This is a genomic window from Pararhizobium arenae, from assembly GCF_001931685.1.
Taxonomy (GTDB): domain Bacteria; phylum Pseudomonadota; class Alphaproteobacteria; order Rhizobiales; family Rhizobiaceae; genus Pararhizobium; species Pararhizobium arenae.
Genome location: NZ_MOOY01000004.1, coordinates 405,323 through 431,497 on the forward strand (window position 1 = coordinate 405,323; position 26,175 = coordinate 431,497).

The 26,175-nt window shown below is 60.7% G+C and carries 24 protein-coding genes; 19 read left to right on the forward strand and 5 right to left on the reverse strand.

The genetic code is table 11. The features are described from left to right. Positions 1 to 55 precede the first annotated feature (55 nt). From BLX89_RS11310 to trmB, 17 genes are all read left to right on the forward strand, one after another. Positions 56 to 2,956, forward strand: coding sequence for a [protein-PII] uridylyltransferase (locus BLX89_RS11310; protein WP_075290988.1), 2,901 nt, complete (start codon positions 56 to 58; stop codon positions 2,954 to 2,956). A gap of 2 nt (positions 2,957 to 2,958) precedes the next feature. Next, entirely contained in the window at positions 2,959 to 4,545 is a 1,587-nt protein-coding gene (gene murJ, locus BLX89_RS11315) for a murein biosynthesis integral membrane protein MurJ (RefSeq protein ID WP_075290989.1), read from the forward strand. 10 nt (positions 4,546 to 4,555) lie between these two features. Then, positions 4,556 to 4,948, forward strand: a complete 393-nt coding sequence (locus BLX89_RS11320) for a VOC family protein (protein ID WP_075290990.1) — start codon at positions 4,556 to 4,558, stop codon at positions 4,946 to 4,948. A 110-nt stretch (positions 4,949 to 5,058) separates the two neighbouring features. Beyond that, on the forward strand, positions 5,059 to 6,126 hold the full coding sequence (gene trpS, locus BLX89_RS11325) for a tryptophan--tRNA ligase (RefSeq protein WP_075290991.1): 1,068 nt from the start codon (positions 5,059 to 5,061) through the stop codon (positions 6,124 to 6,126). A gap of 51 nt (positions 6,127 to 6,177) precedes the next feature. Next, complete coding sequence (locus BLX89_RS11330) at positions 6,178 to 6,669, forward strand: universal stress protein (RefSeq protein ID WP_075290992.1); 492 nt, start codon at positions 6,178 to 6,180, stop codon at positions 6,667 to 6,669. Positions 6,670 to 6,811: 142 nt separating this feature from the next. Then, complete coding sequence (locus tag BLX89_RS11335) at positions 6,812 to 7,378, forward strand: NifU family protein (RefSeq protein WP_075290993.1); 567 nt, start codon at positions 6,812 to 6,814, stop codon at positions 7,376 to 7,378. A 30-nt stretch (positions 7,379 to 7,408) separates the two neighbouring features. Beyond that, positions 7,409 to 8,062 carry a tRNA (adenosine(37)-N6)-threonylcarbamoyltransferase complex dimerization subunit type 1 TsaB gene (tsaB, locus tag BLX89_RS11340; RefSeq protein ID WP_075290994.1) on the forward strand — a complete coding sequence of 218 codons (654 nt, stop codon included), beginning with the start codon at positions 7,409 to 7,411 and terminating at the stop codon, positions 8,060 to 8,062. Positions 8,063 to 8,071: 9 nt separating this feature from the next. Beyond that, complete coding sequence (locus BLX89_RS11345) at positions 8,072 to 8,566, forward strand: GNAT family N-acetyltransferase (RefSeq protein ID WP_075290995.1); 495 nt, start codon at positions 8,072 to 8,074, stop codon at positions 8,564 to 8,566. 105 nt (positions 8,567 to 8,671) lie between these two features. Continuing rightward, a complete protein-coding gene (olsA, locus tag BLX89_RS11350; protein WP_245292811.1) occupies positions 8,672 to 9,481 on the forward strand; it encodes a lyso-ornithine lipid O-acyltransferase in 810 nt (269 codons plus the stop codon). Between the two features lie 192 nt (positions 9,482 to 9,673). Continuing rightward, positions 9,674 to 11,074 (forward strand): tRNA (N6-isopentenyl adenosine(37)-C2)-methylthiotransferase MiaB, encoded by a 1,401-nt coding sequence (miaB, locus tag BLX89_RS11355; protein ID WP_075291117.1) that lies wholly within the window; start codon positions 9,674 to 9,676, stop codon positions 11,072 to 11,074. A gap of 28 nt (positions 11,075 to 11,102) precedes the next feature. Next, complete coding sequence (locus BLX89_RS11360) at positions 11,103 to 12,158, forward strand: PhoH family protein (RefSeq protein ID WP_075290997.1); 1,056 nt, start codon at positions 11,103 to 11,105, stop codon at positions 12,156 to 12,158. A gap of 20 nt (positions 12,159 to 12,178) precedes the next feature. Continuing rightward, the gene (gene ybeY, locus BLX89_RS11365) at positions 12,179 to 12,685 is read left to right on the forward strand and encodes an rRNA maturation RNase YbeY (protein WP_075290998.1); all 507 of its coding nucleotides are present in this window, start codon (positions 12,179 to 12,181) and stop codon (positions 12,683 to 12,685) included. 12 nt (positions 12,686 to 12,697) lie between these two features. Beyond that, entirely contained in the window at positions 12,698 to 13,855 is a 1,158-nt protein-coding gene (locus BLX89_RS11370; RefSeq protein WP_075290999.1) for a transporter associated domain-containing protein, read from the forward strand. 238 nt (positions 13,856 to 14,093) lie between these two features. After that, positions 14,094 to 15,689, forward strand: coding sequence for an apolipoprotein N-acyltransferase (lnt, locus tag BLX89_RS11375; protein ID WP_075291000.1), 1,596 nt, complete (start codon positions 14,094 to 14,096; stop codon positions 15,687 to 15,689). 154 nt (positions 15,690 to 15,843) lie between these two features. Continuing rightward, a complete protein-coding gene (locus BLX89_RS11380; RefSeq protein WP_075291001.1) occupies positions 15,844 to 16,263 on the forward strand; it encodes a helix-turn-helix domain-containing protein in 420 nt (139 codons plus the stop codon). 217 nt (positions 16,264 to 16,480) lie between these two features. Beyond that, the gene (gene metK / locus BLX89_RS11385; protein WP_075291002.1) at positions 16,481 to 17,737 is read left to right on the forward strand and encodes a methionine adenosyltransferase; all 1,257 of its coding nucleotides are present in this window, start codon (positions 16,481 to 16,483) and stop codon (positions 17,735 to 17,737) included. Positions 17,738 to 17,828: 91 nt separating this feature from the next. Then, entirely contained in the window at positions 17,829 to 18,527 is a 699-nt protein-coding gene (gene trmB, locus BLX89_RS11390; protein ID WP_075291003.1) for a tRNA (guanosine(46)-N7)-methyltransferase TrmB, read from the forward strand. A gap of 29 nt (positions 18,528 to 18,556) precedes the next feature. Here the strand turns inward: trmB and BLX89_RS11395 are convergent, their stop codons facing one another. After that, the gene (locus BLX89_RS11395) at positions 18,557 to 18,814 is read right to left on the reverse strand and encodes a BQ00720 family protein (RefSeq protein ID WP_075291004.1); all 258 of its coding nucleotides are present in this window, start codon (positions 18,812 to 18,814) and stop codon (positions 18,557 to 18,559) included. 139 nt (positions 18,815 to 18,953) lie between these two features. Next, complete coding sequence (locus tag BLX89_RS11400) at positions 18,954 to 19,385, reverse strand: Hsp20 family protein (protein WP_075291005.1); 432 nt, start codon at positions 19,383 to 19,385, stop codon at positions 18,954 to 18,956. A gap of 185 nt (positions 19,386 to 19,570) precedes the next feature. Here BLX89_RS11400 and BLX89_RS11405 point away from each other — a divergent pair, with 185 nt between their 5' ends. Beyond that, positions 19,571 to 20,515 carry a nucleoside hydrolase gene (locus tag BLX89_RS11405; RefSeq protein ID WP_075291006.1) on the forward strand — a complete coding sequence of 315 codons (945 nt, stop codon included), beginning with the start codon at positions 19,571 to 19,573 and terminating at the stop codon, positions 20,513 to 20,515. A gap of 72 nt (positions 20,516 to 20,587) precedes the next feature. Here the strand turns inward: BLX89_RS11405 and BLX89_RS11410 are convergent, their stop codons facing one another. The 3 genes from BLX89_RS11410 to BLX89_RS11420 all read right to left on the reverse strand — a co-directional run bounded on the left by BLX89_RS11410 (position 20,588) and on the right by BLX89_RS11420 (position 25,472). Then, on the reverse strand, positions 20,588 to 22,966 hold the full coding sequence (locus BLX89_RS11410) for a methyl-accepting chemotaxis protein (protein ID WP_075291007.1): 2,379 nt from the start codon (positions 22,964 to 22,966) through the stop codon (positions 20,588 to 20,590). 341 nt (positions 22,967 to 23,307) lie between these two features. Then, positions 23,308 to 24,207 carry a ribokinase gene (locus BLX89_RS11415; protein ID WP_075291008.1) on the reverse strand — a complete coding sequence of 300 codons (900 nt, stop codon included), beginning with the start codon at positions 24,205 to 24,207 and terminating at the stop codon, positions 23,308 to 23,310. A 74-nt stretch (positions 24,208 to 24,281) separates the two neighbouring features. Next, the gene (locus BLX89_RS11420; RefSeq protein ID WP_083637424.1) at positions 24,282 to 25,472 is read right to left on the reverse strand and encodes a DNA recombination protein RmuC; all 1,191 of its coding nucleotides are present in this window, start codon (positions 25,470 to 25,472) and stop codon (positions 24,282 to 24,284) included. Between the two features lie 141 nt (positions 25,473 to 25,613). On the opposite strand from BLX89_RS11420, the gene def reads away from it, so the two are divergent. Beyond that, a complete protein-coding gene (def, locus tag BLX89_RS11425) occupies positions 25,614 to 26,138 on the forward strand; it encodes a peptide deformylase (protein WP_075291009.1) in 525 nt (174 codons plus the stop codon). The last annotated feature ends 37 nt before the right edge of the window (positions 26,139 to 26,175 follow it).

The window sequence follows — 26,175 nt, forward strand, 5'->3', positions numbered from 1 at the left end:
GCTACAGTCCTCGCCCATCCCGGTACTGTCCATTTCCGGGCGAAAGGTCTAAAGCATGCAGCAGCAACAGCGGCGCGCTGATATCGCCGGCCATCAAGACGAACGGCAAGCGATGAGCAGGAACGATCTCGATTTTTCCGACATTCTCAATGTTCCGGCATTGCGGGCGAAATGCGATTTCATTGCGTCTGCCTATGCCGAGCAGCGCGATCCGATGCGGCAGGCGCTTCTGGCGGCCTTTCGCGAAGCCAATCTCAAAGGTCGTGAGCGGGCGCGAGAGCTCTTGAATATCGATGGCAGCGGTCTCAACTGCGCCATGCGGATATCCTGGCTTCAGGACCAGCTGATCACCGTTCTCTATGACTTCGCGCTGAACGAGGTTTTCGACGCCGCCCAAACGCCCGCGGCCTCGCGGCTCGCGGTTGCGGCTGTCGGTGGATATGGCCGCGGAACGCTGGCGCCGGGGTCGGATATCGATCTGCTCTTCATCCTGCCGGAGAAGAAGGCCGTCTGGAGCGAACCGGCGATCGAGTTCCTGCTTTATATTCTCTGGGATCTCGGCTTCAAGGTCGGTCATGCGACGCGCTCGATCGAGGACTGCATTCGCCTTTCGCGCAGCGACATGACGATCCGCACGGCCATTCTCGAGGCGCGCTATATCTGCGGTTCGCGGATGCTTGTGGATGAGCTTTCCCACCGCTTCGATGAGGAAATCGTCAAGAACACCGGCCCCGCGTTCATTGCCGCAAAGCTTGCCGAACGCGACGAGCGCCATCGCAAGGCCGGCGATACGCGCTATCTGGTGGAGCCCAACGTCAAGGAAGGCAAGGGCGGTCTTCGTGACCTGCACACGCTGTTTTGGATCGCCAAATATTTCTACCGCGTCAAGGATCAGGCCGATCTTGTCAAGGTTGGCGTTCTGTCGCGGCAGGAGCTTAAGCTTTTCGAAAAATCGGACGATTTTCTCTGGGCGGTGCGCTGCCACATGCACTTCCTGACCGGCAAGGCGGAAGAGCGCCTGTCTTTCGATATCCAGCGCGAAATTGCCGAGTGCCTCGGCTATCACGACCATCCCGGCATGACGGCGGTCGAGCGCTTCATGAAGCATTATTTCCTCGTCGCGAAGGATGTCGGCGATCTCACTCGCATCTTCTGTGCGGCTCTCGAGGACCAGCAGGCCAAGCAGCTTCCGGGTTTTACCGCAGCGCTTTCGCGCTTTACCCATCGGGTGCGAAAGATCGCGGGATCTCTGGAGTTTGTCGATGATGGCGGGCGCATTGCGCTGGCAAGCCCGGATGTCTTCAAGAAGGACCCGGTCAATCTGATTCGCATCTTCCATGTGGCCGATATCAACGAACTGGAATTCCACCCGGCGGCGTTGAAGCAGGTTACACGCTCGCTGGCGCTGATTGGTCCCTCGGTGCGCGACAACGAGGAAGCCAATCGTCTCTTCATCTCGATCCTGACCTCGAAGCGCAAGCCGGAACTGATCCTGCGACGCATGAACGAGGCCGGCGTGCTCGGTCGCTTCATTCCCGAATTCGGCAAGATCGTCTCGCTGATGCAGTTCAATATGTACCACCACTATACGGTGGACGAGCATCTGTTGCGCACGGTGGATATCCTCTCCAGCATCGACCAGGGACGTGACGACGACGTGCACCCGCTGGCCGTCAAGCTGATGCCGGGCATCGAGGATCGCACCGCGCTGTTCGTGGCGGTTCTCCTCCACGATGTGGCCAAGGGGCGGCCGGAGGACCATTCGACGGCCGGCGCCAAGGTGGCAAGAAAACTTTGCCCGCGTTTCGGCCTGACGCCGAAGCAGACGGAAACGGTGGCCTGGCTGATCCAGGAGCATCTGACGATGTCGATGGTCGCCCAGACGCGCGACCTGAACGACCGCAAGACGATCATCGATTTTGCCGATCGCGTGCAGTCGCTCGACCGGCTGAAGATGCTGCTGATCCTGACGGTCTGCGATATCCGTGCCGTCGGCCCCGGCGTGTGGAACGGCTGGAAGGGGCAGCTTCTGCGCACGCTCTACTACGAGACCGAGCTCCTGCTCTCCGGCGGCTTTTCGGAAATGCCGCGCAAGGAGCGGGCGGCCCACGCGGCTGATGTGCTCTACGAAGCGTTGTCGGACTGGAGCCAGAAGGATCGCAAGACCTATACCAAGCTGCACTACCAGCCGTATCTGCTCTCCGTGCCGCTGGAAGACCAGATCCGCCACGCGAAATTCATCCGCGAGGCCGATAAGGCGGGCAAGGCGCTGGCGACCATGGTGCGCACGCATCAGTTTCACGCCATCACCGAAATCACCGTGCTGTCGCCGGACCATCCGCGCCTTGTCGCCGTCATCGCCGGCGCCTGCGCTGCGGCGGGGGCAAACATCGTCGATGCGCAGATCTTCACGACCTCGGACGGGCGCGCGCTGGATACGATCCTGGTCAACCGCGAATTCTCAAACGACGAAGACGAGATGCGCCGGGCGGCCAATATTGGCAAACTGATCGAGGACGTGCTGTCCGGCAGGAAGCGCCTGCCGGAGGTGATCGCCAGCCGCACCAGGAGCCGCAAGCGCACCAAGGCGTTCACCGTCACGCCGGCCGTGACGATCAGCAACACGCTGTCCAACAAGTTCACCGTCATCGAGGTGGAGTGCCTCGACCGCACCGGCCTGCTCTCGGAAATGACGGAAGTCCTGGCCGATCTTTCTCTCGATATCGCCTCGGCCCATATCACCACCTTCGGCGAAAAGGTCATCGATACCTTTTACGTGACCGATCTCGTGGGGCAGAAGATTGTCAACGAGAACCGCCACAGCCATATCGCCGCGCGGTTGAAGGCCGTGATGTCGGATGAGGCGGATGAGGTGCGCGATCGCATGCCGGCTGGCATCATTGCACCCCAGAATACGGCGCGTGCTACCGCGCCGCGTAAAGCCAAGGCCGAATAAACATGAGTCTCGTTCGCAAATTCGCAACCGTCGGCGGCGCCACGCTCGGCAGCCGTGTGCTCGGCTTTGCGCGCGAAACGCTGATGGCGGCCGCCCTTGGTACAGGGCCGATGGCGGACGCCTTCTATGCGGCGTTCCGGTTTCCGAACCTGTTTCGCCGGCTCTTTGCCGAAGGTGCCTTCAACGCCGCCTTCGTCCCGCTGTTTGCCAAGGAGATCGAAGCGAACGGCGTCGAGGGCGCCAAGCGGTTTTCGGAAGAGGTGCTGGGCGTTCTCTTTACGGTGCTGCTGCTGATCACCATCGTCATGGAACTGGCGATGCCCTGGCTGGTGTCCTGGATCATCGCGCCGGGCTTCGAGGTCGGCACCGAGAAATACGATGTTACCGTCAAGCTGGCGGCCGTGATGTTTCCGTATCTGATGTGCATGTCGCTGACGGCGATGCTGTCGGGCATGCTGAATTCGCTGCATCATTATTTCGCGGCGGCGATTGCGCCGGTTTTCCTGAACGTGGCACTGATTGCGGCTCTCGGCTATGGGCTCTGGACGGGTGCCGATCCGCTGGCGACGGCCTGGTATCTTTCCTGGGGTGTACTGGTTGCCGGCTTGTTGCAGATGGCGGTGCTTTATGTCGGGGTACTGCATGCCGGCATGCGCTTCGGTCTGCGCCGTCCGCGTTTCACGCCGAATGTGAAACGGCTTTTGTGGCTGGCGCTGCCAGCTGCCGTCACCGGCGGCATCACGCAGATCAACCAGATCATCGGCCAGATGATTGCCTCGACCAAGGATGGCGCAATCGCGGTGCTGCAATATGCCGACCGCGTCTATCAGCTGCCGCTCGGTGTCGTCGGCATTGCTGTCGGCGTGGTGCTTCTGCCGGAACTGTCGCGGGCGTTGCGCGGCGGGCATGAGCGGGAAGCGGCAAACCTGCAGAACCGCTCGCTGGAATTCGTGCTGTTCCTGACGCTACCGGCGGCCGGCGCGCTTTGGGTGATTTCCGACGAGATCGTGCGGGTGCTTTACGAGCGTGGGGCGTTTTCGGCGGAGACGACCGGCACCGTTGCGGCGACGCTGGCGATCTATGGTTTGGGACTTCCGGCCTTCGTGATGATCAAGGCGCTTACCCCAGGCTTCTTCGCCCGCGAGGATACCAAGACGCCGATGCGGATCACCGGGCTTTCGGTGGCCGTCAACTGCGCTCTCGCCGTCTCGCTCTTCCCGCTCTTCGCAGAACGTGGCATTGCCACGGCCGAGGCAACCTCAGGCTGGCTGACTGCGACGCTGCTGTTCGTAACACTTGTCTGGCGTGGACACTGGAACTGGGAAAATGCGCTGGCCTTCCGGGTTCTGCGGCTGCTGATCGCGACGGTCATCATGGCGGTCTCGCTGAATTACGCATCGATCGCGCTGTCCGACTGGCTGGCACCTGAAAGTCCGCTGCTGATCCAGCTCACGGCCCTGATGATGCTGATTGGCCTGGCGATGGTCGTGTATTTCGCCATTGCCTTCCTGATCGGTGGCGCGGATGCCTCGATGATCCGCCGCAACATCAAGCGCAAGGCCAGCACACCACCACCGATAGAGCCGTGAGATCTGTCCCATGAAGCAAATGATTGCGCGTATCGCTCTCGTCGTGCCGGACTATGACGAAGGCATTGCATTCTATTGCGGCAAGCTCGGCTTTGAGCTGCTCGAAGACGTTGATATGGGCGACGGCAAACGCTGGGTCGTCCTTCGCCCGAAAGGCGCGACAGAGACGGCGCTCTTGCTCGCCAAGGCCGATGGCGAACGTCAGCAGGCGGCGATCGGCAACCAGACGGGCGGCCGGGTCGGCTTCTTCTTGTTCACGGATGATTTCGCCCGTGATTACGAGGCAATGCTGGCTGCCGGGGTCACATTCCTCGAACAACCTCGTCACGAAGTCTATGGCAGTGTCGTGGTCTTCACCGACCCGTTCGGCAACACCTGGGACCTGTTGCAGCCGGCGGGCTGAGCCCTGAACGCAATTCCGCTTGATCGCATTCGATGCCTTGTGCATAAGCGCGGCCATCTTCAACAGAGCCAGAGCAATCTAGGCCCTCCACAAGCCTGATCGAGGACACGATGTCAGAATTCAAGCCGCTCGTCTTTTCCGGCGTTCAGCCGACGGGCAATCTCCATCTCGGCAATTATCTCGGTGCCATCAGAAAGTTCGTGGCGCTGCAGGAAAACAATGACTGCATCTATTGCGTCGTCGATCTGCATGCGATCACCAACCAGCTGGTGCATGAGGATATGCCGGGCCAGATCCGTTCGATTGCGGCGGCCTTCATTGCCTCGGGCATCGATCCGAAGAAGCACATCGTCTTCAACCAGTCGGCCGTGCCGCAGCATGCCGAGCTTGCCTGGATCTTCAACTGCGTGGCGCGCATCGGCTGGATGGAGCGCATGACCCAGTTCAAGGACAAGACCGGCGGCAAGAATGCCGAACAGGCCTCGCTCGGCCTGCTCGCCTATCCGAGCCTGATGGCGGCTGACATCCTTGTCTACCGCGCCACCCATGTTCCGGTCGGCGACGACCAGAAGCAGCATCTGGAGCTGGCCCGCGATATCGCCATGAAGTTCAACATCGACTTCAAGGAGCATATCGCCCGCACCAGCTACGGTATCGATATCAAGGTCGGCGAAGAGCCGGTGCATGCCTATTTCCCGATGGTCGAGCCGCTGATCGGCGGCCCGGCGCCGCGCGTCATGAGCCTGCGCGACGGCACCAAGAAGATGTCGAAGTCGGATGCGTCCGATCTCTCGCGCGTCAACCTGATGGACGATGCCGAGACGATCTCGAAGAAAATCCGCAAGGCCAAGACCGATCCGGATGCGCTTCCAAGCGAGACCGACGGCCTGAAGGGTCGCGCAGAAGCGGAAAACCTCGTCGGCATCTATGCGGCGCTGTCCGACAAGACCAAGCAGCAGGTGCTGGACGACTTCGGTGGCCAGCAGTTTTCGACGTTCAAGCCAGCTCTGGTCGATCTTGCGGTCAACGTTCTCTCGCCGATCACGCAGGAAATGCGCCGCCTGATGGACGATACGAGCCACATCGACGCTATCCTGCGGGATGGTGGCGAGCGGGCGCGGGCACGGGCGGAAGTCACCATGAAGGAAGTTCGCGAGATCATCGGCTTCCTGCAGTAAGTCGGAAAAAGGCCTCTTGCAGCCGTTCGGAACGAGTGTAAGAGTCCGGCCATGGTTTCGACACGACTCTCACGACTGGAAGGTCACCGCCGTAAATTCATGGCGGTGATCGACGACACCCCCGAATGCGGCCGCGCCGTCCACTATGCGGGCATGCGCGCCAAAAACTCCAATGGCGGCCTGGTTCTGCTCTATGTCATCGCCGACGGCGATTTCCAGCAATGGCTGGGGGTCGAGGCGGTGATGCGGGCGGAAGCGCGGGCGGAAGCGGAGGCGACACTCGCCAAAATCGCCCAGACGGTGCGCGAAACGATCGGCATCGAGCCGGAAATGGTGATCCGCGAGGGTAGCGCCACCGAGCAGATCTACGGGCTGATCGAGGAAGACCGCGATATCGCCATTCTGGTTCTGGCAGCCGGATCCGCCAAGGATGGTCCGGGGCCGCTGGTCTCGTCTATTGCCGGGAAGACGGCAGCTTTCCCCATCCCCGTCACTGTCATTCCCGATATCCTCACGGATGAGGAGATCGATGCCCTGAGCTGATGCCAGCATCAGGCGATTTGATCCTTCGGCCAGGTAAATGCAGCCCGGTGCATCTTGAAGCGCTCCGGCAAACAGATTATATTCTTTTGAATAATTCTAAACAGGCTGGTTGAACGCGATCCCGGCCGACGCGGAGAAAACGATGTTCATTCAGACCGAAGCGACGCCGAACCCGGCAACCCTGAAATTCCTGCCGGGCAAGGTGGTCTTGGAAAATGGCACAGCCGAGTTCCGTGACAGCGAAGAAGCCGCTGCCGGCTCCTCGCTGGCTGCCCGTCTGTTCATGATCCCGGGCGTGACCGGCGTTTATTTCGGCTACGACTTCATCACCGTCACCAAGTCGGATCAGGAGTGGCAGCACCTGAAGCCCGCCATTCTCGGCTCGATCATGGAGCACTTTATGTCCGGTCAGCCGGTCATGGCGATCCATAACCGTGCGGAAGAAAGCGATCAGGAAGGCGAGTTCTTCGACGAAGGCGACGAGACCATCGTCGCGACCATCAAGGAACTGCTGGAGACGCGCGTACGTCCGGCCGTGGCCCAGGATGGCGGCGATATCACCTTCAAGGGTTTCCGCGATGGCACCGTCTTCCTCAACATGAAGGGTGCCTGCTCGGGCTGCCCGTCTTCGACGGCAACGCTCAAGCATGGCGTCCAGAACCTGCTTCACCACTTCGTGCCGGAGGTTCAGGCGGTCGAAGCCGTCTGATTTGACCTCCATGCAGGTGTCCCGCGTCCCATGATCGTTCTCGCTTTCGATACGGCCGGAACGGGCTGCTTTGCTGCACTGTATGACAGCGCGGAAGACCGTGTGCTCGCCTCTGCCGGTGCCGATATTGGCCGTGGCCATGCCGAGCAGCTGATGGCGTTCGTTGACGAGGCGCTGGACGTCTCCGGCAAGTCGCTTTCCGATGTTGACCGGGTTGCCGTGACGATCGGTCCAGGCTCGTTTACCGGTATTCGTGTCGGCGTTGCCGCGGCCCGTGGTTTTGCGCTGTCGCTCGGCGTGCCCGCCGTCGGCGTTTCGCGGCTTGCAGCGCTTGCTGCTGCTGCTGCACGCGACAATCCAGGGCGTCCGGTTGCGGTTGTCATGGATGCCAAGCGGGAAGAAGTCTATGCGCAGATGTTTTCAGCCGGGCTTGTCGAACTGACGCCGCCGCAAGCACTGGATATTGCCGAAGCCGCGTCCCGGTTCCAAGGCTATGACGGCATCGTCTGCGGTTCCGGGGCGTCGCTTGTCTCGCCCATGCCCAATGTCAGCGACCTGACCGAGATCGGCATCGTTGCGAAACTCGGCGCTTACGCTGATCCAGCCCAGGGCAAGCCGAAGCCGCTTTACTTGCGAGGTCCCGACGTGAAGCCGCAGGCCGGCTTTGCCGTTGCCCGAGCGTGAGTGTGGCCCATGGCCTTTACCGACTATTTTGTCCGCAAACCTGAATTTGATGTGTTCGCTTTTGAGGCCGAGCATCTGTCTCAGGCTGCCGCCATTCATAAGCAGAGATTTACGCATTCCTGGAGCGATGGCGAACTGCATCGTCTTCTGGTGCAGGATACGGTTTTCGGTTTCGTTGCCGGCCAGACCAATGCGTCGAAGCCCGGGATCGGTGGTTTCGTTCTGGCGCGGGTTGCGGCCGGCGAGGCGGAAATTCTGACGATCGGCGTCGATCCGCGTTATGGGCGTAGCGGCCTCGGCTGGCGGTTGATGCGGGCGGCGCTGCGCGAGGCGCGGGATCGGTCGGCGGAAAGTATGTTCCTTGAAGTGGATGAAACCAATCTCGCGGCCATCGGCCTTTATCGCAAGCTGGGCTTTGCCAAGGTCGGCGAGCGGCGCGCCTATTATCAGAACGCTGATGGTGTTCGCACGGCAGCGCTTGTCATGCGGCTTGATCTTCTTTAGGGCCAACCGATATTCAGCCCGTTCGATAACGGTTGGGAAAGCTGAGACGCCCTTGCAGAGTTCAATCATCCCCGCGTTCTTCCCTTGCTTGAAGGCATGTGCGCCGTGAGGTTTGATCCCGGAGCCGCGCTCAACTGGCTGCGCATCGTCGTGTGCCTCGCGATCTTGGTTGCCGTCACGGCGGTTCTGGCGCCGGTTCAGGTGGTGCTTCTTTGGCTGGACTGGCCGCTTCGACGCCGCTTGCCCCGGTATTGGCATCGGCTCGCCTGCCGTATGATCGGTGTTCGTGTCACCGTGCATGGCGAGCCGGACAGGCAGCGCCCGTTGATGCTCGTTTCCAATCATGCGAGCTGGAAGGATATTCTCGTTCTTGGCTCGATTGCGGATGTGGTCTTCGTTGCCAAATCGGATGTGAAGTCCTGGCCGGTCTTCGGCCTTCTGGCGCGACTGCAGGCCACCATTTTCGTGCGGCGGGAAGAGAAGCGGACCACGGGAAACCAGGTGAACGAAATCGGGCAGCGGCTGGCGGCTGGCGAAATCGTCGTTCTCTTTCCAGAGGGCACGACCTCGGACGGCAACCGGCTGCTGGAGATCAAGACCTCGCTCTTCGGCGCTGCGGCTGCCGCGGTGCCGCTGTCGCCGACGGGGATCGTCCATGTGCAGCCATTGGCGATCGCCTATACCGGCGTGCATGGCATGCCGATGGGGCGGTATCATCGGCCGATTGCCGCATGGCCGGGCGATATTCCCATGCTGCCGCATCTGCTGGGTATTCTGAGGGAAGGGGCCGTGGATGTCGATGTCATCTTCGGCGAACAGATCACCTATACCGCCGACAGCAATCGCAAGCAGGTCAGCCGAGGGATCGAAAAGCGGATGCGGGATATGCTGTCCCTGAAGCTGCGCGGCCGCTAGCGCTGATCGACATTCAGCCCACGCCGGCCTGCAAATGGCGCTTTCCCGTGCTTTCGGTGCTCACGTACCAAAAGTACGCTCCGCTCCGGGTCCCGGAAAAACACCATTTTCGGCTCGGCCTGAACTGAATGTCGATCAGCCCTAACCCTAAAAACGCTTCAAATCCGGGCTTTCATGCTCTATGGAAGCCGCATGACCGACGAAATTGCAACGCTCTCAAGCGCGCCGGACGCGCCCATCGCTCACCAGAACACCCGCAAGGTCTTCATCAAGACCTACGGCTGTCAGATGAACGTCTATGATTCCGATCGCATGCAGGATGCGCTGGCCAAGGACGGCTATGTCGCGACCGACGTGATGGAGGACGCCGATCTCGTCCTGCTCAACACCTGTCATATCCGCGAGAAGGCAGCCGAGAAGGTCTATTCCGCGCTTGGCCGTCTGCGTGAGCTGAAAAAGAAGAAGGCCGGTGAGGGCCGCGAGATGATGATCGGCGTTGCCGGCTGCGTCGCGCAGGCGGAAGGCGACGAGATCCTGCGCCGGGCACCGGCTGTCGATCTGGTCATCGGCCCGCAGACCTATCACCGCCTGCCGCAAGCCCTTGAGCGGGTGAAGCGCGGCGAGCGCGTGCTTGAGACCGATTATGCGATCGAGGACAAGTTCGAGCATCTGCCGGCTCCGGAAAAGGCGAAGACCCGCGCCCGCGGCGTCACCGCGTTTCTCACCGTGCAGGAAGGCTGCGACAAGTTCTGCAGCTTCTGCGTCGTGCCCTATACGCGCGGTTCGGAAGTGTCGCGTCCCGTCGAGCAGATCGTCGCGGAAGCCCGCAAGCTGGTCGAGGGCGGCGTGCGCGAGCTGACGCTGCTCGGTCAGAACGTCAATGCCTGGCATGGTGCCGGCCCGGATGGCGTCGAATGGGGCCTGGGCGAGCTTCTGCACCATCTGGCCGGGATCGAGGGTCTTGCCCGGCTGCGCTATACGACCAGCCATCCGCGGGACATGGATGACGGCCTCATTGCCGCCCATCGTGACTTGCCTCAGCTCATGCCTTACCTGCATCTGCCGGTGCAATCGGGCTCGGACCGTATCCTAAAGGCCATGAACAGGCGCCATACGGCGGCCGAATATCTGGCGTTGATCGAGCGCATCAAGAAGGCGCGGCCCGATCTCGCCCTGTCGGGCGATTTCATCGTCGGTTTCCCCGGCGAGACCGACGAGGACTTCGAAGACACGCTGAAGCTTGTGGAAGCCGTGGGTTATGCACAGGCGTTTTCGTTCAAATATTCGACCCGTCCGGGAACGCCGGGCGCGGATCTGAAAGATCAGGTCCCGGAAGACGTAAAGGCCAAGCGATTGGAAAGATTGCAGGCTTTGCTCCTGAAACAGCAGCATGCCTTCAACGAAATGTGCATCGGGCGCGAAATTGACCTGCTTCTGGAGAAGCCCGGCCGCATGCCCGGCCAGCTGATCGGTCGCTCGCCCTGGCTGCAGTCTGTGAATGTTGATGCAAAGTCATCGCAAATCGGTGACATTATAAGGGTACGAATCACAGGCACCGGCCCTAACAGTTTGTTTGCCGAAGTGGCAAGCTGAGGGCTGAACCTTTAGGGAGCTTTGCCGCTTGAACGGACACGAATTGGTTTCTTCTTCGCCGCGCCAGTCGAAAACATCCGCGACAGACGTTAATCACTTCGTGCTTACTTTCGAGAACAATCGCTTCGCCAGCGAACTGTTCGGTCAGTTCGATCAAAACCTCAAATTGCTGGAGCAGCTGCTGAAGATCGACGCCCGCCCGCGTGGCAATTCGGTGTCTATCTCAGGCGATGTGCTGGCCACCAATCAGGCCCGCCGGGCGCTCGACTTTCTCTACGGACGCATCCAGAGCGGTGGCAGCGTTGAAGCTTCCGATGTCGAAGGCGCGGTGCGCATGGCGCTTGCCGCCGACGATCAGTTGCAGCTGCCGACCATGGAAAAGAAGGCCAAGCTGAACCTCGCGCAGATTTCCACACGCAAGAAGACCATCGTCGCGCGCACGCCGACGCAGGACGCCTACATGCGGGCGCTGGAGCGCTCCGAGCTCGTCTTCGGCGTTGGCCCGGCCGGCACCGGCAAGACCTATCTCGCCGTTGCCCATGCGGCCCAGCTTCTGGAACGTGGTGCGGTCGATCGGATCATTCTTTCCCGTCCGGCGGTGGAAGCCGGTGAGCGTCTGGGCTTCCTGCCCGGCGACATGAAGGAAAAGGTCGATCCCTATCTTCGCCCACTCTATGACGCGCTGTACGACATGATGCCCGGCGACAAGGTGGAGCGGGCGATCACCGCTGGCGTCATTGAAATCGCGCCGCTCGCCTTCATGCGCGGCCGCACGCTCGCCAATGCCGCTGTCATTCTCGACGAGGCGCAGAACACCACCTCCATGCAGATGAAGATGTTCCTCACCCGTCTCGGCGAAAAGGGTCGTATGATCGTTACCGGCGACCCGAGCCAGGTGGATCTGCCGCGCGGCGTCAAATCCGGTCTGGTCGAGGCGCTGCAGATCCTGAAGGGCGTCGAGGGCGTGTCGGTCGTGCGCTTCAAGGATGTCGATGTCGTGCGCCATCCGATGGTGGCGCGCATCGTCCGGGCCTATGAGGCCCAGACGGCCGTACAGGACGAAAGCGAGCAGAGCGACCGCTGAGGCGGTCGGCTGAAGATCTTATGACCAGTCTCGATATCCAGATCAGCGTCGAGGAGGGCGAGTGGCCATCCGAGGATGCTCTCCAGCCGTTTTGCGAAGGTGTGCTTGAAAAGGCCGCCGCGTTTATCGCGCAGGAAGAAAAGCAGCCTTTTCCCGAGATGCCGACCGAGGTGTCGCTGGTGTTTACCGACGACGCCTCGATCCGCGAAATCAACGCGGAATGGCGCAGCATCGACAAGCCGACCAACGTGCTTTCCTTCCCCGCATTTCCGGTTTTGCCGGGAAAAATGCCGGGCCCGATGCTCGGCGACATCATCCTTGCCCGCGAGACGATCGAGCGCGAATCAGTCGATCTCGGCAAGCCTTTCGACGAGCATCTGACCCATCTTCTCGTCCACGGATTCCTGCATCTTTTTGGCTACGACCACATTGATGAAGGCGACGCGGAAAGAATGGAGGGGTTGGAGACTCGCATTTTGGCCCATCTTGGGTTATCTGATCCCTATGGGGACAGCGATCCCGTATGATAGTTTGGAACGATGAGCGATTTTAAAGCACAGCCGGCCGTGGCTGTAAGAGACGAGGCGGAAGCCTCCAGTTCGGACGAGGCGGGCAGTAGTAGCGCCGCCGCGCAGAAACCTGAGAGCGGCAAATCACCTTCCTTCTGGAGCCGGGCGGCGCGTATTTTTCGCGGTGCAAACGGTGCAAGTCTTCGCGAGGATCTCGCGGACGCACTCATGACCGACAGCGGCTCGGACACGGCCTTTTCGCCCGGCGAAAAGGCAATGCTCAACAACATTCTGCGCTTTCGCGAAGTGCGCGTCGAAGACGTGATGGTGCCGCGCGCCGATATCGAGGCCGTTGACCAGAGCATTACCGTGGGCGAACTCATGGTGATCTTCGAGGAATCCGGCCGCTCCCGCATGCCGGTCTACAGCGAAAGCCTCGATGACCCGCGCGGCATGGTGCACATCCGCGACCTTCTGTCCTACGTGACGAAACAGGCCCGCAACAAGCGTCGTACCGGCACGCGTGCTGCGGCACCGGCCACGACTGCAGAGAAGATCGAAAAGCCGGCGCGTCAGCCCAAGGCGATGTTCGATCTCGGCCGCGTCGATCTGTCCAAGACCGTGGAAGAGGCCGGCATCATCCGTCAGGTGCTCTTCGTGCCGCCGTCGATGCATGCGTCTGACCTGATGCAGCGTATGCAGGCCGCCCGCATTCAGATGGCGCTCGTCATCGACGAATACGGCGGCACTGATGGTCTGGCGTCGCTGGAAGATATCGTTGAAATGGTTGTCGGCGATATCGAGGACGAACATGACGACGAAGAAGTCATGTTCGCCAAGACCTCGGACGACGTGTTCGTCGCCGATGCCCGCGTTGAACTGGAAGAAATCGCCGAGGCGATCGGTCCCGATTTCGACGTGCGCGAGCAGCTCGAGGATGTCGATACGCTCGGAGGGCTCGTCTTCGCGTCGCTCGGCCGCATTCCGGCGCGTGGCGAGGTGGTGCAGGCCATCCCCGGTTTCGAATTCCAGGTTCTGGATGCTGATCCGCGTCGGGTGAAGCGCGTGCGCATCGTGCGAAAGCGCGCCGCCGCCATTCGTCGACGCCCCCTGCAAAAAGGGGAAGAGGACAACGACATGGAGGTTATCGCCACGCCGGAAGCAAACCCGCTGCGCGAAACCGGCTGAGCGACGCAATCGACCCTGTGACAACAAACGCCCGCCACCGACGGCGGGCGTTTGCGTTTGCGCAGCGCTTTCCGCCTGCCGAAAAATGATGTCCCCGCCCGCACGACAAGATCATGCTTTTTTGGAAGACTGGCCGCACATTGATTCGGCCATCACAGGCGGTTGAGACGAACGCGGAGGGGCGCGAACGTTTTCAGCTCGGTGGCTTTCGGCAAGCTCAAGCGGCAAGGGGAATGATATGGAATGGCTCTCTGGCAGGATCATGCTGTTGTCGGGAGGGCGCAGGGCCTTTCTTGCTTTTTTCGCTGGTCTGCTGACGGTCCTCGCCTTGCCGCCTTTCGGCATATTCGCAGCCCCGTTTCTTTCCTTTCCGGTTCTGGTCTGGCTGATGGATGGCGCATCCGGAAATCCGGATCACGGCCGGATACGCCGTGCTTTCCCGGCCTTTGTCATCGGCTGGTGTTTCGGCTTCGGCTATCTGCTTGGCGGCTTGTGGTGGCTGGGCAACGCGCTTCTGGTCGAGGCCGACGAATTTGCCTGGGCGCTGCCGCTGGCCGTGATCGGCTTGCCTGCCTTTCTCGCGATCTACTACGGCCTTGCGACAGCGATCGCACGCGTACTGTGGTCGGATGGCATAGGAAGGATCGCGGCGCTCGCGCTTGCCTTCGGAATCTGCGAGTGGCTGCGGGGAACGTTGATGACCGGCTTTCCCTGGAACGCCATCGGCTACGCGGCGATGCCCGTGCCGCTGATGATGCAATCGGCCGTCGTCTTCGGTCTCGCGGGCATGAATATGCTTGCTGTTTTCGCTTTTTCGGCCCCGGCCCTGATCGGAACCCGAAAAGGCGCGGTGCCGGGTTTGGTTCTCGCCGGCCTGCTGGTGGTCGCTCATTTCGGTTATGGCTATTGGCGGCTGAACGACCAGCCGGCGGCGCTTGCTGACGGGACAACATCCGTCCGGCTTGTCCAGCCGGTGATCGATCAGGCCCTGAAGCTCGATGACGCGGCGCGCGCCGATATCTTCACGAGCCATCTGGAACTCACGACCGCGGCTCCGGCGGAAGGAGCCAAGCGCCCGGATATTGTCGTCTGGCCCGAAACCTCGATCCCGTTCCTGCTGACCGACAATCCGGATGGCCTGCTCAGCATTGCCGATGCCCTGCAGGAAGGACAGATCCTGATCGCCGGCGCGGTTCGGGCCGAAAATGCCGGCGCGGGCCTGCCGCCGCGATACTATAATTCGGTTTACGTTATCGACGACCAGGGCCAGATCGTCGGAGCGGCGGACAAGCTGCACCTGGTTCCGTTTGGCGAATATCTGCCGTTCGAGAACGTGCTGAACTCGTTCGGGCTGAAATCCATTGCCGCGGCGATGCCGGGCGGGTTTTCGGCCGCCGCGACGCGCACGCCGCTCACACTGCCCAAAGGCAAGGTTCTTTATCCGCTGATTTGTTACGAGGCGATCTTTCCGGGCGAGATCGGCAATGTCGCCCTGTCGACGGACGCGCTTCTGAATGTCACCAATGACGCCTGGTTTGGAGACACGCCCGGCCCCTACCAGCACTTTCAGCAAGCTCAACTCAGGGCTGTAGAAACGGGCGTCCCGCTCATCCGAGGAGCCAATAGCGGTATTTCAGCTGTCGTGAATGGACTGGGGGAGGTTGTGTCTGGAGCATCTTTCAACGTCAGGGGTGTGGTAGACACAATCTTGCCGGGAAAGTCCCGCATACCTTTCGAGCCCGATCAGCAGAAACGAAACGCGCTGATTGTTGCTGCAATGTTTCTGGCGGTTGCGTTATTTTCACGTCCTAGTTTTATTCTAAGGGCGAATTGACCAAAAACCCCTAAAATTGCATAGTAGCAAACGCCATAGACTAAAACCTATGGTCGGAGGGTTTCCGCCCGGACTGCACATCGTGGCGTGCAGCCTGCTCTCTGGCAGCATTCAAATTAGTGGATGCTGATTTTTTGTGTATTAGGAAACCATGATGATTGAAAACAAGAAGAAGCCGAATCCGATCGACATCCATGTCGGCAGCCGGATTCGTCTTCGCCGCACCATGCTGGGCATGAGCCAGGAAAAGCTCGGAGAAGCTCTGGGGATCACGTTCCAGCAGATTCAGAAGTATGAAAAAGGAACCAACCGCGTCGGCGCCAGCCGTCTTCAGAACATTTCAGCGATCCTGAATGTTCCGGTTTCCTTCTTTTTCGAGGATGCTCCGGGTGACAATTCCTCCGGCGTTTCCGGAATGGCGGAAGCTTCCAGTTCGAACTACGTCGTTGACTTCCTGTCTTCCTCGGAAGGCCTGCAACTCAACCGCGCTTTCGTGAAGATCAGCGATCCCAAGGTTCGCCGTAAACTGGTCGATCTGGTCAAGGCGTTGGCTGCCGAGTCGGAAGCCGAATAACGTTTCTCTGGACCCAATGCAAAAAAAGCGGCCGCAAAGTGCCGCTTTTTTTGTGTCTTCGATACCACCCTCGAAGGATATCGTTTTCCCGCGCCTGCCGTCGGCGCGCAAACTTTTCGTGACTTTGACATAAAGATATATTTATATCCTTGTGTCATTGTCATTTGCTGTCAGAATCGCAACGACAGCAGTCGTCTTTCTTTGAGGGGTTCCCCGCATGCGTGCCAATTACCTGTTTACAAGCGAGTCCGTGGCTGAAGGCCATCCGGACAAGGTCTGCGACCGGATTTCCGATGAGATCGTGGATCTCGTCTACCGGGAAGCCAACAAGACCGGCGTGGACCCGTGGAGCGTCCGTATCGCTTGTGAGACGCTTGCGACCACCAACCGCGTCGTGATCGCTGGTGAGGTGCGTCTGCCGCCGAGCCTTCTGAAAACCGACAAGAACGGCAATTCCGTCATCAATCCGGCAAAGTTCAAATCCGCGGCCCGCAAGGCCATCCGCGAGATCGGCTATGAACAGGACGGCTTCCACTGGAAGACGGCGAAGATCGACGTTCTCCTACACTCCCAGTCGGCCGACATTGCGCAGGGCGTGGACAACGCAGCCGACAAGCAGGGCGACGAGGGCGCGGGCGATCAGGGCATCATGTTCGGCTATGCCTGCCGCGAAACCGAAGACCTCATGCCGGCGCCGATCTATTATTCGCATCGCATCCTCCATCTGCTTGCCGCTGCCCGCAAGAAGGGCGAGGGCGATGCCGGCAAGCTTGGCCCGGATGCGAAGAGCCAGGTGACGGTTCGCTACGTCGATGGCAAGCCTTCGGAAGTTGCCTCGATCGTCTTGTCGACTCAGCACCTCGATGACAGCTGGGATTCGGAAAAGGTGCGCGCGGTCGTCGAGCCCTATATCCGCGAAGCACTGCACGACATCAAGATTGCCGACGATTGCGCCTGGTACATCAATCCCACCGGCAAGTTCGTGATCGGCGGGCCGGATGGCGACGCAGGCCTCACCGGCCGCAAGATCATCGTCGACACCTATGGCGGTGCAGCTCCCCATGGCGGCGGCGCATTCTCCGGCAAGGACACGACCAAGGTCGACCGTTCGGCGGCCTATGTCGCTCGTTATCTCGCCAAGAATGTGGTCGCTGCCGGTCTTTCCGACCGTTGCACGATCCAGCTTTCCTACGCCATCGGCGTTGCCCAGCCGCTGTCGATCTATGTCGATCTGCACGGCACCGGCAAGGTGACCGAGGACGAGGTCGAAGCCGCAATCCGCAAAACGATCGATCTGTCGCCGTCTGGCATTCGCCGCCATCTCGATCTCAACAAGCCGATCTATGCCAAGACGTCGGCTTATGGTCACTTCGGCCGCAAGGCAGGTCGCGACGGATCCTTCTCCTGGGAGAAGCTCGATCTCGTGAAGCCGCTCAAGGATGCTTTGAAGGAAAACGGCCTGAAAGCGGCGTGATCCGGCCTCTGGACGGACAACGGCATTAAACAGTAAAGAGCGGGTGTCTCCTTGGAGGCGCCCGCTTTTTCTATAACCGAAAGACGCACACATGACTGAACAGCACCCCAGCCGCTCGACCGAAGCTTTCTTCGGGCGCCGAAAGGGCAAGCCGCTTCGCACGCAGCAGGCCGGCTATCTGGAAACCGTGCTGCCGCTGCTCAAGCTCGATCTCACGCAGCCCGCTCCGGCAGACCTGAAAACGCTGTTTCGTCACCCGGTCGATCATGTGCGGCTGGAAATCGGTTTCGGTGGCGGCGAGCACCTGATCCATCGTGCAGTCGAAAATCCGACGACCGGCTTCATCGGCGTCGAGCCCTTCGTCAATTCCATGGCGAAGCTGATCGGGCATATCGAGGAAAAGAAAGCGGAGAATATCCGGCTTTATGACGATGACGCGACGCAGGTGCTGGACTGGATGCCGGCAGCCTCGGTTGATCATATCGACCTGCTTTATCCCGATCCGTGGCCCAAGCGGAAGCACTGGAAGCGCCGCTTCGTGTCGAAGGTCAATCTTGATCGCTTCGCGCGCGTGCTAAAGCCGGGCGGAGTTTTCTGCTTCGCCTCCGATATCGACACCTACGTCAACTGGACGCTGCAGAAGTGCCGCGATCATGCGGACTTCGAGTGGGCGGCCGAAAACGCCTCAGACTGGCTGACGCCCTATGCCGGTTGGCCAAGCACCCGCTATGAGGCCAAAGCCAGGCGCGAAGGCCGCAGCTCGGCCTATCTTACCTTCAAGCGCACCTGACTCGACTGAGCGCGAGCTGATCGTCCGTCTTAATGCAGGCTGACGGTCTTCAGATCGTCTTCGGCGGCCTTGAAAAAGGTGCTCGACCGATTGTCGGTCAGAAGGATCGGGGTACCGTCGGCGCCGAAGAGGGCCCAGAGATCAAGGCCGGGATCCATATCGGGAGCTTCCGGAAAGCAGCGCGAAACCTCATCCGAACGCATTTTTCTGATGTAGCCGACTTCACCGGCGCCAAGATGAGCAAGATCGTTTTTCGAGAGTGGCGTGCTGACGTGTTTCAGTCCCATAGTCGTACTCCGTGGCTTTACGGCCGGGCATGCGAGATGCACCGATTCGCAAGACTTGACTTCCTTCCGGAGCCAGGAAAACCGGGAGGTCCGGGCCTGTTTCGGTCGGTAAAGGCAGGCGGTCGATCCACCCGCAATCCTAGTCTGGGACGAAAATGTTAATTTTCTTTACCATGCGGACCGGCTCGGGCCTCACGAGATCAATGGAGAGGAGCCCGTTGCGCAAATCGGCCTTCAGCACGGTCAATCCATCCGCGAGCATGAAGGTTCGCTGGAACTGACGGGCGGCAATGCCGCGGTGCAGGTAGTCCCGTTCGACCGTTTCGGTCTGCCGGCCACGGATCACCAACTGGTTGTTTTCGGAGGTCACGTCGAGATCGTCCTCGGAAAAACCGGCGACGGCGAGCGTGATGCGAAGCCGCTCCGGTTCACCGCTCGCCTCATCCCGGTGGACGCGCTCGATATTGTAGGGCGGGTAACCGTCGTTTCCCTTGGCGACGCGCTTCAGGGTGTTTTCCATCGCATCGAACCCCAGCATCAGCGGGCTCGCAAAAGGCGGCAAACGGTTCATTTCCTCGTCCTTGTGAGCAAGCGACTTCGGTTCGGCGGGTGTCGAATGGCAGAGTCCGCGCAGGCAGCACCCCGGACCCGGAATATGGTAGCTGTGCGCAATCAGTACAAGATCAATATTAGGCGCTTGCGCGGGCGTTGCGGGCAAACCATAGTCCGCACCGAAAATCGCAAGGAGTGCAGTCCATGGCCGAGCCCAGGAAAATCATCATCGACACAGACCCGGGCCAGGACGACGCCGCGGCCATCATGCTGGCTCTCGGCAGCCCTGATGAGCTTGACGTGCTGGGCATCACCACCGTTGCCGGAAATGTGCCGCTGGCTTTGACCTCGCGCAACGCCCGCGTCGTCTGCGAACTGTGCGACCGCCGCGACGTGAAGGTATATGAGGGCGCCGAGCGACCGCTGCTGCGCCAGCTGGTCACCGCCGAGCATGTGCATGGAAAGACCGGCCTCGATGGTCCGGTGGTCGATGAACCGACCATGCAGGTCGAGGCGCAGCACGCCGTCGATTTCATCATCGAGACGATCCGCGCGCATGAGGCGGGAACCGTGACGCTCTGCACGCTTGGCGCCTTGACCAATATTGCGCATGCGCTGCAGAAGGCACCGGAAATCGCACCGCGGGTGCGCGAACTGGTGATGATGGGCGGTGGCTTCTTCGAAGGCGGCAACATCACGCCGGCCGCCGAATTCAACATCTATGTCGATCCCGATGCCGCCAAGATCATCTTTGCTTCGGGCATTCCGATCGTGATGATGCCGCTCGATGTAACGCACAAGGTTCTGACCTATAAAAGCCGGGTTGAGAAAATCCGCGCGATCGGCTCGCGCCCGGCCGTCGCCATGGCTGAAATGCTGGATTTCTTCGAGCGTTTCGACATCGAGAAATACGGGTCCGACGGTGGGCCGCTGCATGATCCGACGGTGATCGCCTATCTCCTGCGCCCGGAACTTTTCAAGGGACGCGACTGCAACGTCGAGATCGAAACCGCATCTGAACTGACGGTCGGCATGACCGTGGTCGACTGGTGGCAGGTGACCGATCGCAAGCACAATGCCAAGGTGATGCGCGAGGTCGATGATCAGGGTTTCTTCGATCTCCTGACGGAGCGGCTTGCCCGTCTTTGACATTCCAACACCTCAAAATGAAAACGGCGCCCGCGGGGCGCCGTTTCCGTTCATGTCTCGATCGTCATGCGATCAGAACTCTTCCCAGTTGTCTTCCGCCAGCGCATTGGCGCCGGACGTCTGCGGCATCGCCTTGGCCGGTGCCGTGTAGCGGGCAGGGGCGGGCTTGGCAGGCGTGTAGGCGGCCGGAGCAGCCCTTGTGGGGGCGACAGGCGCACGCATGCGCTCGGCAGTGCCGCGCAGCATGTCGGCCGAAGACTGAGCCTGACGGCCGACCTGGAAGCGGGAAACGAGCGAGCTCAGCGTGCGGGCCTCTTCGTTAAGGGCGACGCTGGCTGCCGTGGTTTCTTCCACCATAGCGGCGTTCTGCTGGGTCACCTGATCCATCTGGTTGACGGCGGTGTTGATTTCCTTGAGGCCGACGGCCTGTTCTGAAGCGGACGACGAGATCTGGCGGATAAGGCCGTTGATCTGCACGACCTGATCGGCGATTTTCTGAAGGGCGCTGCCGGTCTGGCCGACAAGGTCCACACCTTCGCGGACCTGTTCGGCAGACGTATTGATCAGCGCCTTGATTTCCTTCGCCGCATTTGCGGAGCGCTGGGCAAGCTCCCGGACTTCCTGGGCGACGACGGCAAAACCCTTGCCGGCTTCACCCGCACGGGCGGCTTCGACACCGGCGTTCAGCGCCAAGAGGTTGGTCTGGAAGGCGATCTCGTCGATGACGCCGATGATGCGGCTGACTTCGCCCGAGGACTGTTCGATGCCCTTCATCGCCGAAATTGCCTTCTGGACGACTTCGCCTGACTTCTCGGCATCGCCGCTCGCCGATTCCACCGACTTAGCGGCGATCTTGGCGTTGTCGGCGCTGGCGTTGACCTGCGAGGTCAGCTCATCGAGGGCGGCTGCCGTTTCTTCGAGGCTTGCTGCCTGCTGTTCCGTGCGGTGCGACAGATCATTGGCGGCGGACGAAATCTCGCCGGTGCCGTTGCCGATATTCTGAACCGAGTTGTTGACCGTCTGGATGGTTTCTTCAAGGCTCTGCATTGCGGCGTTGAAGTCGATCTTCAGCTGCGCGTACTCGCCCGGGAAATCGTCGGCGATGCGGTAGGAGAGATCGCCCGCAGACAGATGCGACAGGCTCTTGCCAAGGCGGGCGACGATATCACGCTGCAAGGCGGTAGACTGGGCCCGTTCGGCCTCGCTCTGGCTGCGCTGTTCCTCGGACTGGCGACGCTCCATCTGAGCCTCGGCTTCCAGGCGCTTGGTATCGGCCAGCTGGTGGCGGAAGCCTTCCAGCGCCTTTGCGACGGAGCCGGTTTCATCGGTGCGCTCCTGGCCCGAGATCGGCTTGGTGTACTGGCCCTGGCCAAGCATCTCGACATCGGCGACAAGGCTGGCGAGCGGCTTCTGGACGAAGCGGCGAACGGCGAAGTAGAGGCCGAGCATGACGGCTGCGAGGACCGCGAGACCGCCGATGATCATCATATAGGTCTGGGCGTTGACCGGGGCGGCGATGGCGCTGCGCGGCACGTCGACGAGAACCACCCAGGTCGTGTTGATGTCAGGCAGGGCAAAGGGATAGACGATGCGATCGAAGGCTTCGAATTCGTCGAACTTGAGGTTCGGAATGATACCCATCGTGGACGTTGCGAGCGCTTCCTTGACCACCTCGTTGCCGGTGCTGTCATAGGGCTTCATCAGCAGATCCGGAACCGGGGGAACGAGCCAGTTGCCGTTCTGGGCAAGCAGGGTCACGCGGCCGGTGCCGAAGGGTTGCAGCTTCATGACCTTTTCGGCCAGTGAATTCAAAGCGACGTCCACGCCGCTGACACCGATCAGCTTGCCGTTGGACATGACCGGATAGGCGATGGAGGCCATCGAGACGCTTTCGCCGGTCGTGGTTTCAGCGTAAGGCGCCGACATGGCACCCTTGCCGGTCTTGGCGGCGAGCGAATACCACTGTCCTTCGTAATCGGATTCGAATGCGGAGAACGAGATGCCGCCGGTCTTCTTCTTGGTCCAGTAGGGGTTGAATGCGCCCGTCTTGCTGCCCGCGAATTCCGTCTTCTCGATGTAGTCCTCAGCCTTGCCGTCGAAGGCGGCGTTCGGCGCTTCCGCGAACCAGCTGCCAAAGGCGAAGGCATTCTGCTCGACGTTGGCCTGCAGCATATTGATGATGGCCTTGCGGTCGAGGAAATTGTTCTGATGACCAAGGCCGATGGAGCCGGCCATGGCGCGAGCGGCGCCGGCAAGCTCGCCGATATCGCTGGCGATGCCCGAGGCGATCGCCTTGGCTTCAACTTCAGCCTGGTCGCGCACCAGCGTTTCGACGCGGGTCTGGGTCTGAGAAATCAACACAAAATTGGATGCGAGCAGGACGAGCGCAATCGTGCCGCCCGTTACTGCTATGAGCTTTGTCGCCAGGGACTTGGCTTGGAACTTGAGCATGAAAATCCCCTTGGGATAAGAGACTGGCGGTCGGGAGGCCGCAACGGGACGCTTACAGATGTTGGGAAATGCTCCATCATGGAGCGCCAGATGTCTTTAAGACATCGCAACGCAAGTGCTTCCCGGCGGGGCGCGGCTTGCTGCACAGGGTTCTGAATAGCCGAAAATTTATTAAAATTAGAACAACGTGAAAGGAGAAAAGGCTGGTTTTAAAGGCGGTTCGGCCTTTTCTCCCGGTTTGCGACGTTTGCTATTTGAAATGCGAAGCGCCGTGTCTCCGATCGCCGCAACCCTGATTTGCGCAGGGCTGCCGGGATCGCGCAATGCTGCCACAAACGTTTTTAAAGGCTTGCTTCCACCTCGGCGGCAAGGGGAATGGCCGGCTGGGCGCCGGGCTTCAGGCAGGCGAGCGAACCGGCAACGGCGGCGCGGCGGAGCGCCTTTTCGAAATCGAGGCCGGCATCGAGGCTGGCGGCCAGATAACCGCAGAAGGTGTCGCCGGCACCGACCGTATCGACCGGCTCGATCTTCAGGCCCTTGGCGGTATGCAGTGTTCCGTCACGCAGCGCGACAACCCCTTCAGCGCCGAGCGTGACGATAATCGTCTGGCCTGTTTCATCATGAAGGCGGCGCATCTCGGCAATACGGTCTTCGCTGGCAAGCCCGCTTTTTCCGGCCAGAAGTTCGAACTCCGTCTCGTTGGCAACGACGATATCGGCCATGCGGCCGAGACGGGCGGCATCTGACGTCAGTGGCGCGATATTGATGATCGAACGGATGCCGGCTTTCTTCGCGGCAGAGAGCGCCGCCTCGATGGACGGCGCGGGGACTTCGAGCTGCAGGACGAGCGTATCGTCCTTCTCCATGGCGGCGACCGCCGCGAGTGCATCCTCTGTCGAGACCTTGCCGTTCGCGCTCGCGACGACGATGATGACGTTCTCGCCATCGCCACCGACGAGGATATGGGCGGTGCCGGTCGCATCATCGACAACTTTTACTGCGGACAGATCGGTGCCGGCGTCCTTCATGAGAGCCAACGCATCAGTTGCAAAAGCATCGGAGCCGACGGCGCCGGCCATGCGCACCGTGGCGCCGGCCCGGGTCGCGGCGAGCGCCTGATTGGCGCCCTTGCCGCCGGCGGCGGTGGTGAAACCGGTCCCGGCCAGCGTTTCACCGGGCTTGGGCAGGCGCGGGGTGGTGGCAATCAGGTCCATGTTGATGGAACCGAATACAGTGATCATGAAAAGCCTCCCCGGCATGTTGGCGCGCGGCGCTGGGGCCGCTGGCGGTTTTGGCGGGACACTGCCCGAGAGGATCAGTCCTCGTCAACCACCCTCAGCTTCAGCTGGCCAAATCTGTTTTCGCCAGTGGATCGCGGTTCCGGGGAGGCCGGAGCGCCGTTTTCGAGTTCCAGTGCCTCGATGCGTGCGCCGCGCCGCTTCAGCTTGTCGGAGGAGATCAGGATATCGTCGACATCCTTCTGCGTCGCAGTGAAATGGCCGTGGAGTTTGCGGATGCGTTCGTCAAGGCGACCGAGGTCTTCCATCAGGCGGATCACCTCGCCCTGGATGAGATGTGCCTGTTCGCGCATGCGGGCGTCGCGCAGGATCGACTGGATGACCTGGATCGACAGGAGCAAAAGAGACGGCGAGACGATGACGATTCGCGCGCGATGCGCTTTCTGTACGATCGCTTCGAAATGCTCGTGGATATCGGCGAAGATCGATTCGGAGGGCACAAAGAGGAAAGCAGTGTCCTGGGTTTCGCCCTGGATGAGGTATTTTCCGGCGATATCGCGGATATGCACGTCCATGTCGCGACGGAATTGCTGGCCGGCAAGCCGGACTGCCTCGCTGTTGGCGCCAGCGTTTCGAATGGCGTTCCAGCTTTCCAGCGGAAACTTGGCATCAATGACCAGCACCGGCTGATCGTTGGGCATGCGGATGGTGCAATCCGGCCGCGCGCCGTTGGAAAGCGTGGCCTGGAAGGCATAGGCGCCGATCGGCAGCCCATCGGCAATGATCGTCTCCATCCGGGACTGGCCGAAGGCGCCGCGGGTCTGTTTGTTGGACAGGATTTGCTGCAGCCCGGCCATGTCCTTGGCCAGCGACTGGATATTGGTCTGGGCCGTGTCGATGACGGCGAGGCGTTCCTGCAGGCGGCGCAGGTTTTCGTGGGTCGCCCGGGTCTGCTCCGATATCGAGGCACCGATGCGCTGCGTCATGCCATCAATGCGCTGGTTGATCGACTGGTTGAGCTCCGACTGCCGTGCGCCGAAAACCTCGGTCATGGCGGCGATCCGGCCCTGCATTTCCGTCTGGGCGGAGAGGAGCATGGCCATGCACTCATTGGCTTCTTCGGCGCGGTGTCTTTGCCGGCGGGCGCTGGAAAGGAAAAGCAGGACGGCGAGCGCAAGGACAACGGCGATCGCCGCCAGAAGCTGCGTCGGGCCGACAGGATAAGTGCCGAGATGGAAGAGGATGGGATCGGGAGCGACTGAATTCATGGCGCGAGGCTAACAGATTTTCGTCGGTTTTCCAGATCAAAACAAGAACATTGATTGCGACGAGGCGTCGGGTGGCGTTCCAACTCCAAAATTCTTCGCCGGGAGAATTCCATCCGCCTTTAAGATCGGTTATGGGAGCCCATGACCATCAAGCCGCTCATTATCCTGCCCGATCCGGTTCTTCGTGAGGTTTCCAGGCCTATCGAGACCGTCAACGACGATATCCGCCGTCTGGCCGACGACATGCTGGAAACCATGTACGATGCGCCGGGCATAGGACTGGCGGCGATCCAGATCGGCGTGCCGCGCCGCATGTTGGTGATCGACGTTTCCAAGGAGGGTGAGGAGAAGGCGCCTCTGGTCTTCATCAACCCGGAAATCGTGCGCACCTCGGACGAGCGCTCCGTCTACGAGGAAGGCTGCCTTTCGATTCCGGATTATTATGCCGAGGTCGAGCGTCCGGCAGCCCTGACGGTCAATTACGTTGATCGCGATGGCAAGGCGCAGAGCGTGGATGCCGATGGCCTGCTCGCCACCTGCCTGCAGCATGAGATCGACCATCTGAACGGCACGCTGTTCATCGATCATATCTCCAAGCTGAAGCGCGAGATGGTGATCCGCAAATTTACCAAGGCCGCGAAGGTTCGCGGCGCAAAGGCCATCTGACGGCTTCGCGTCGAACGATGCCCTATCATGCGCTGCG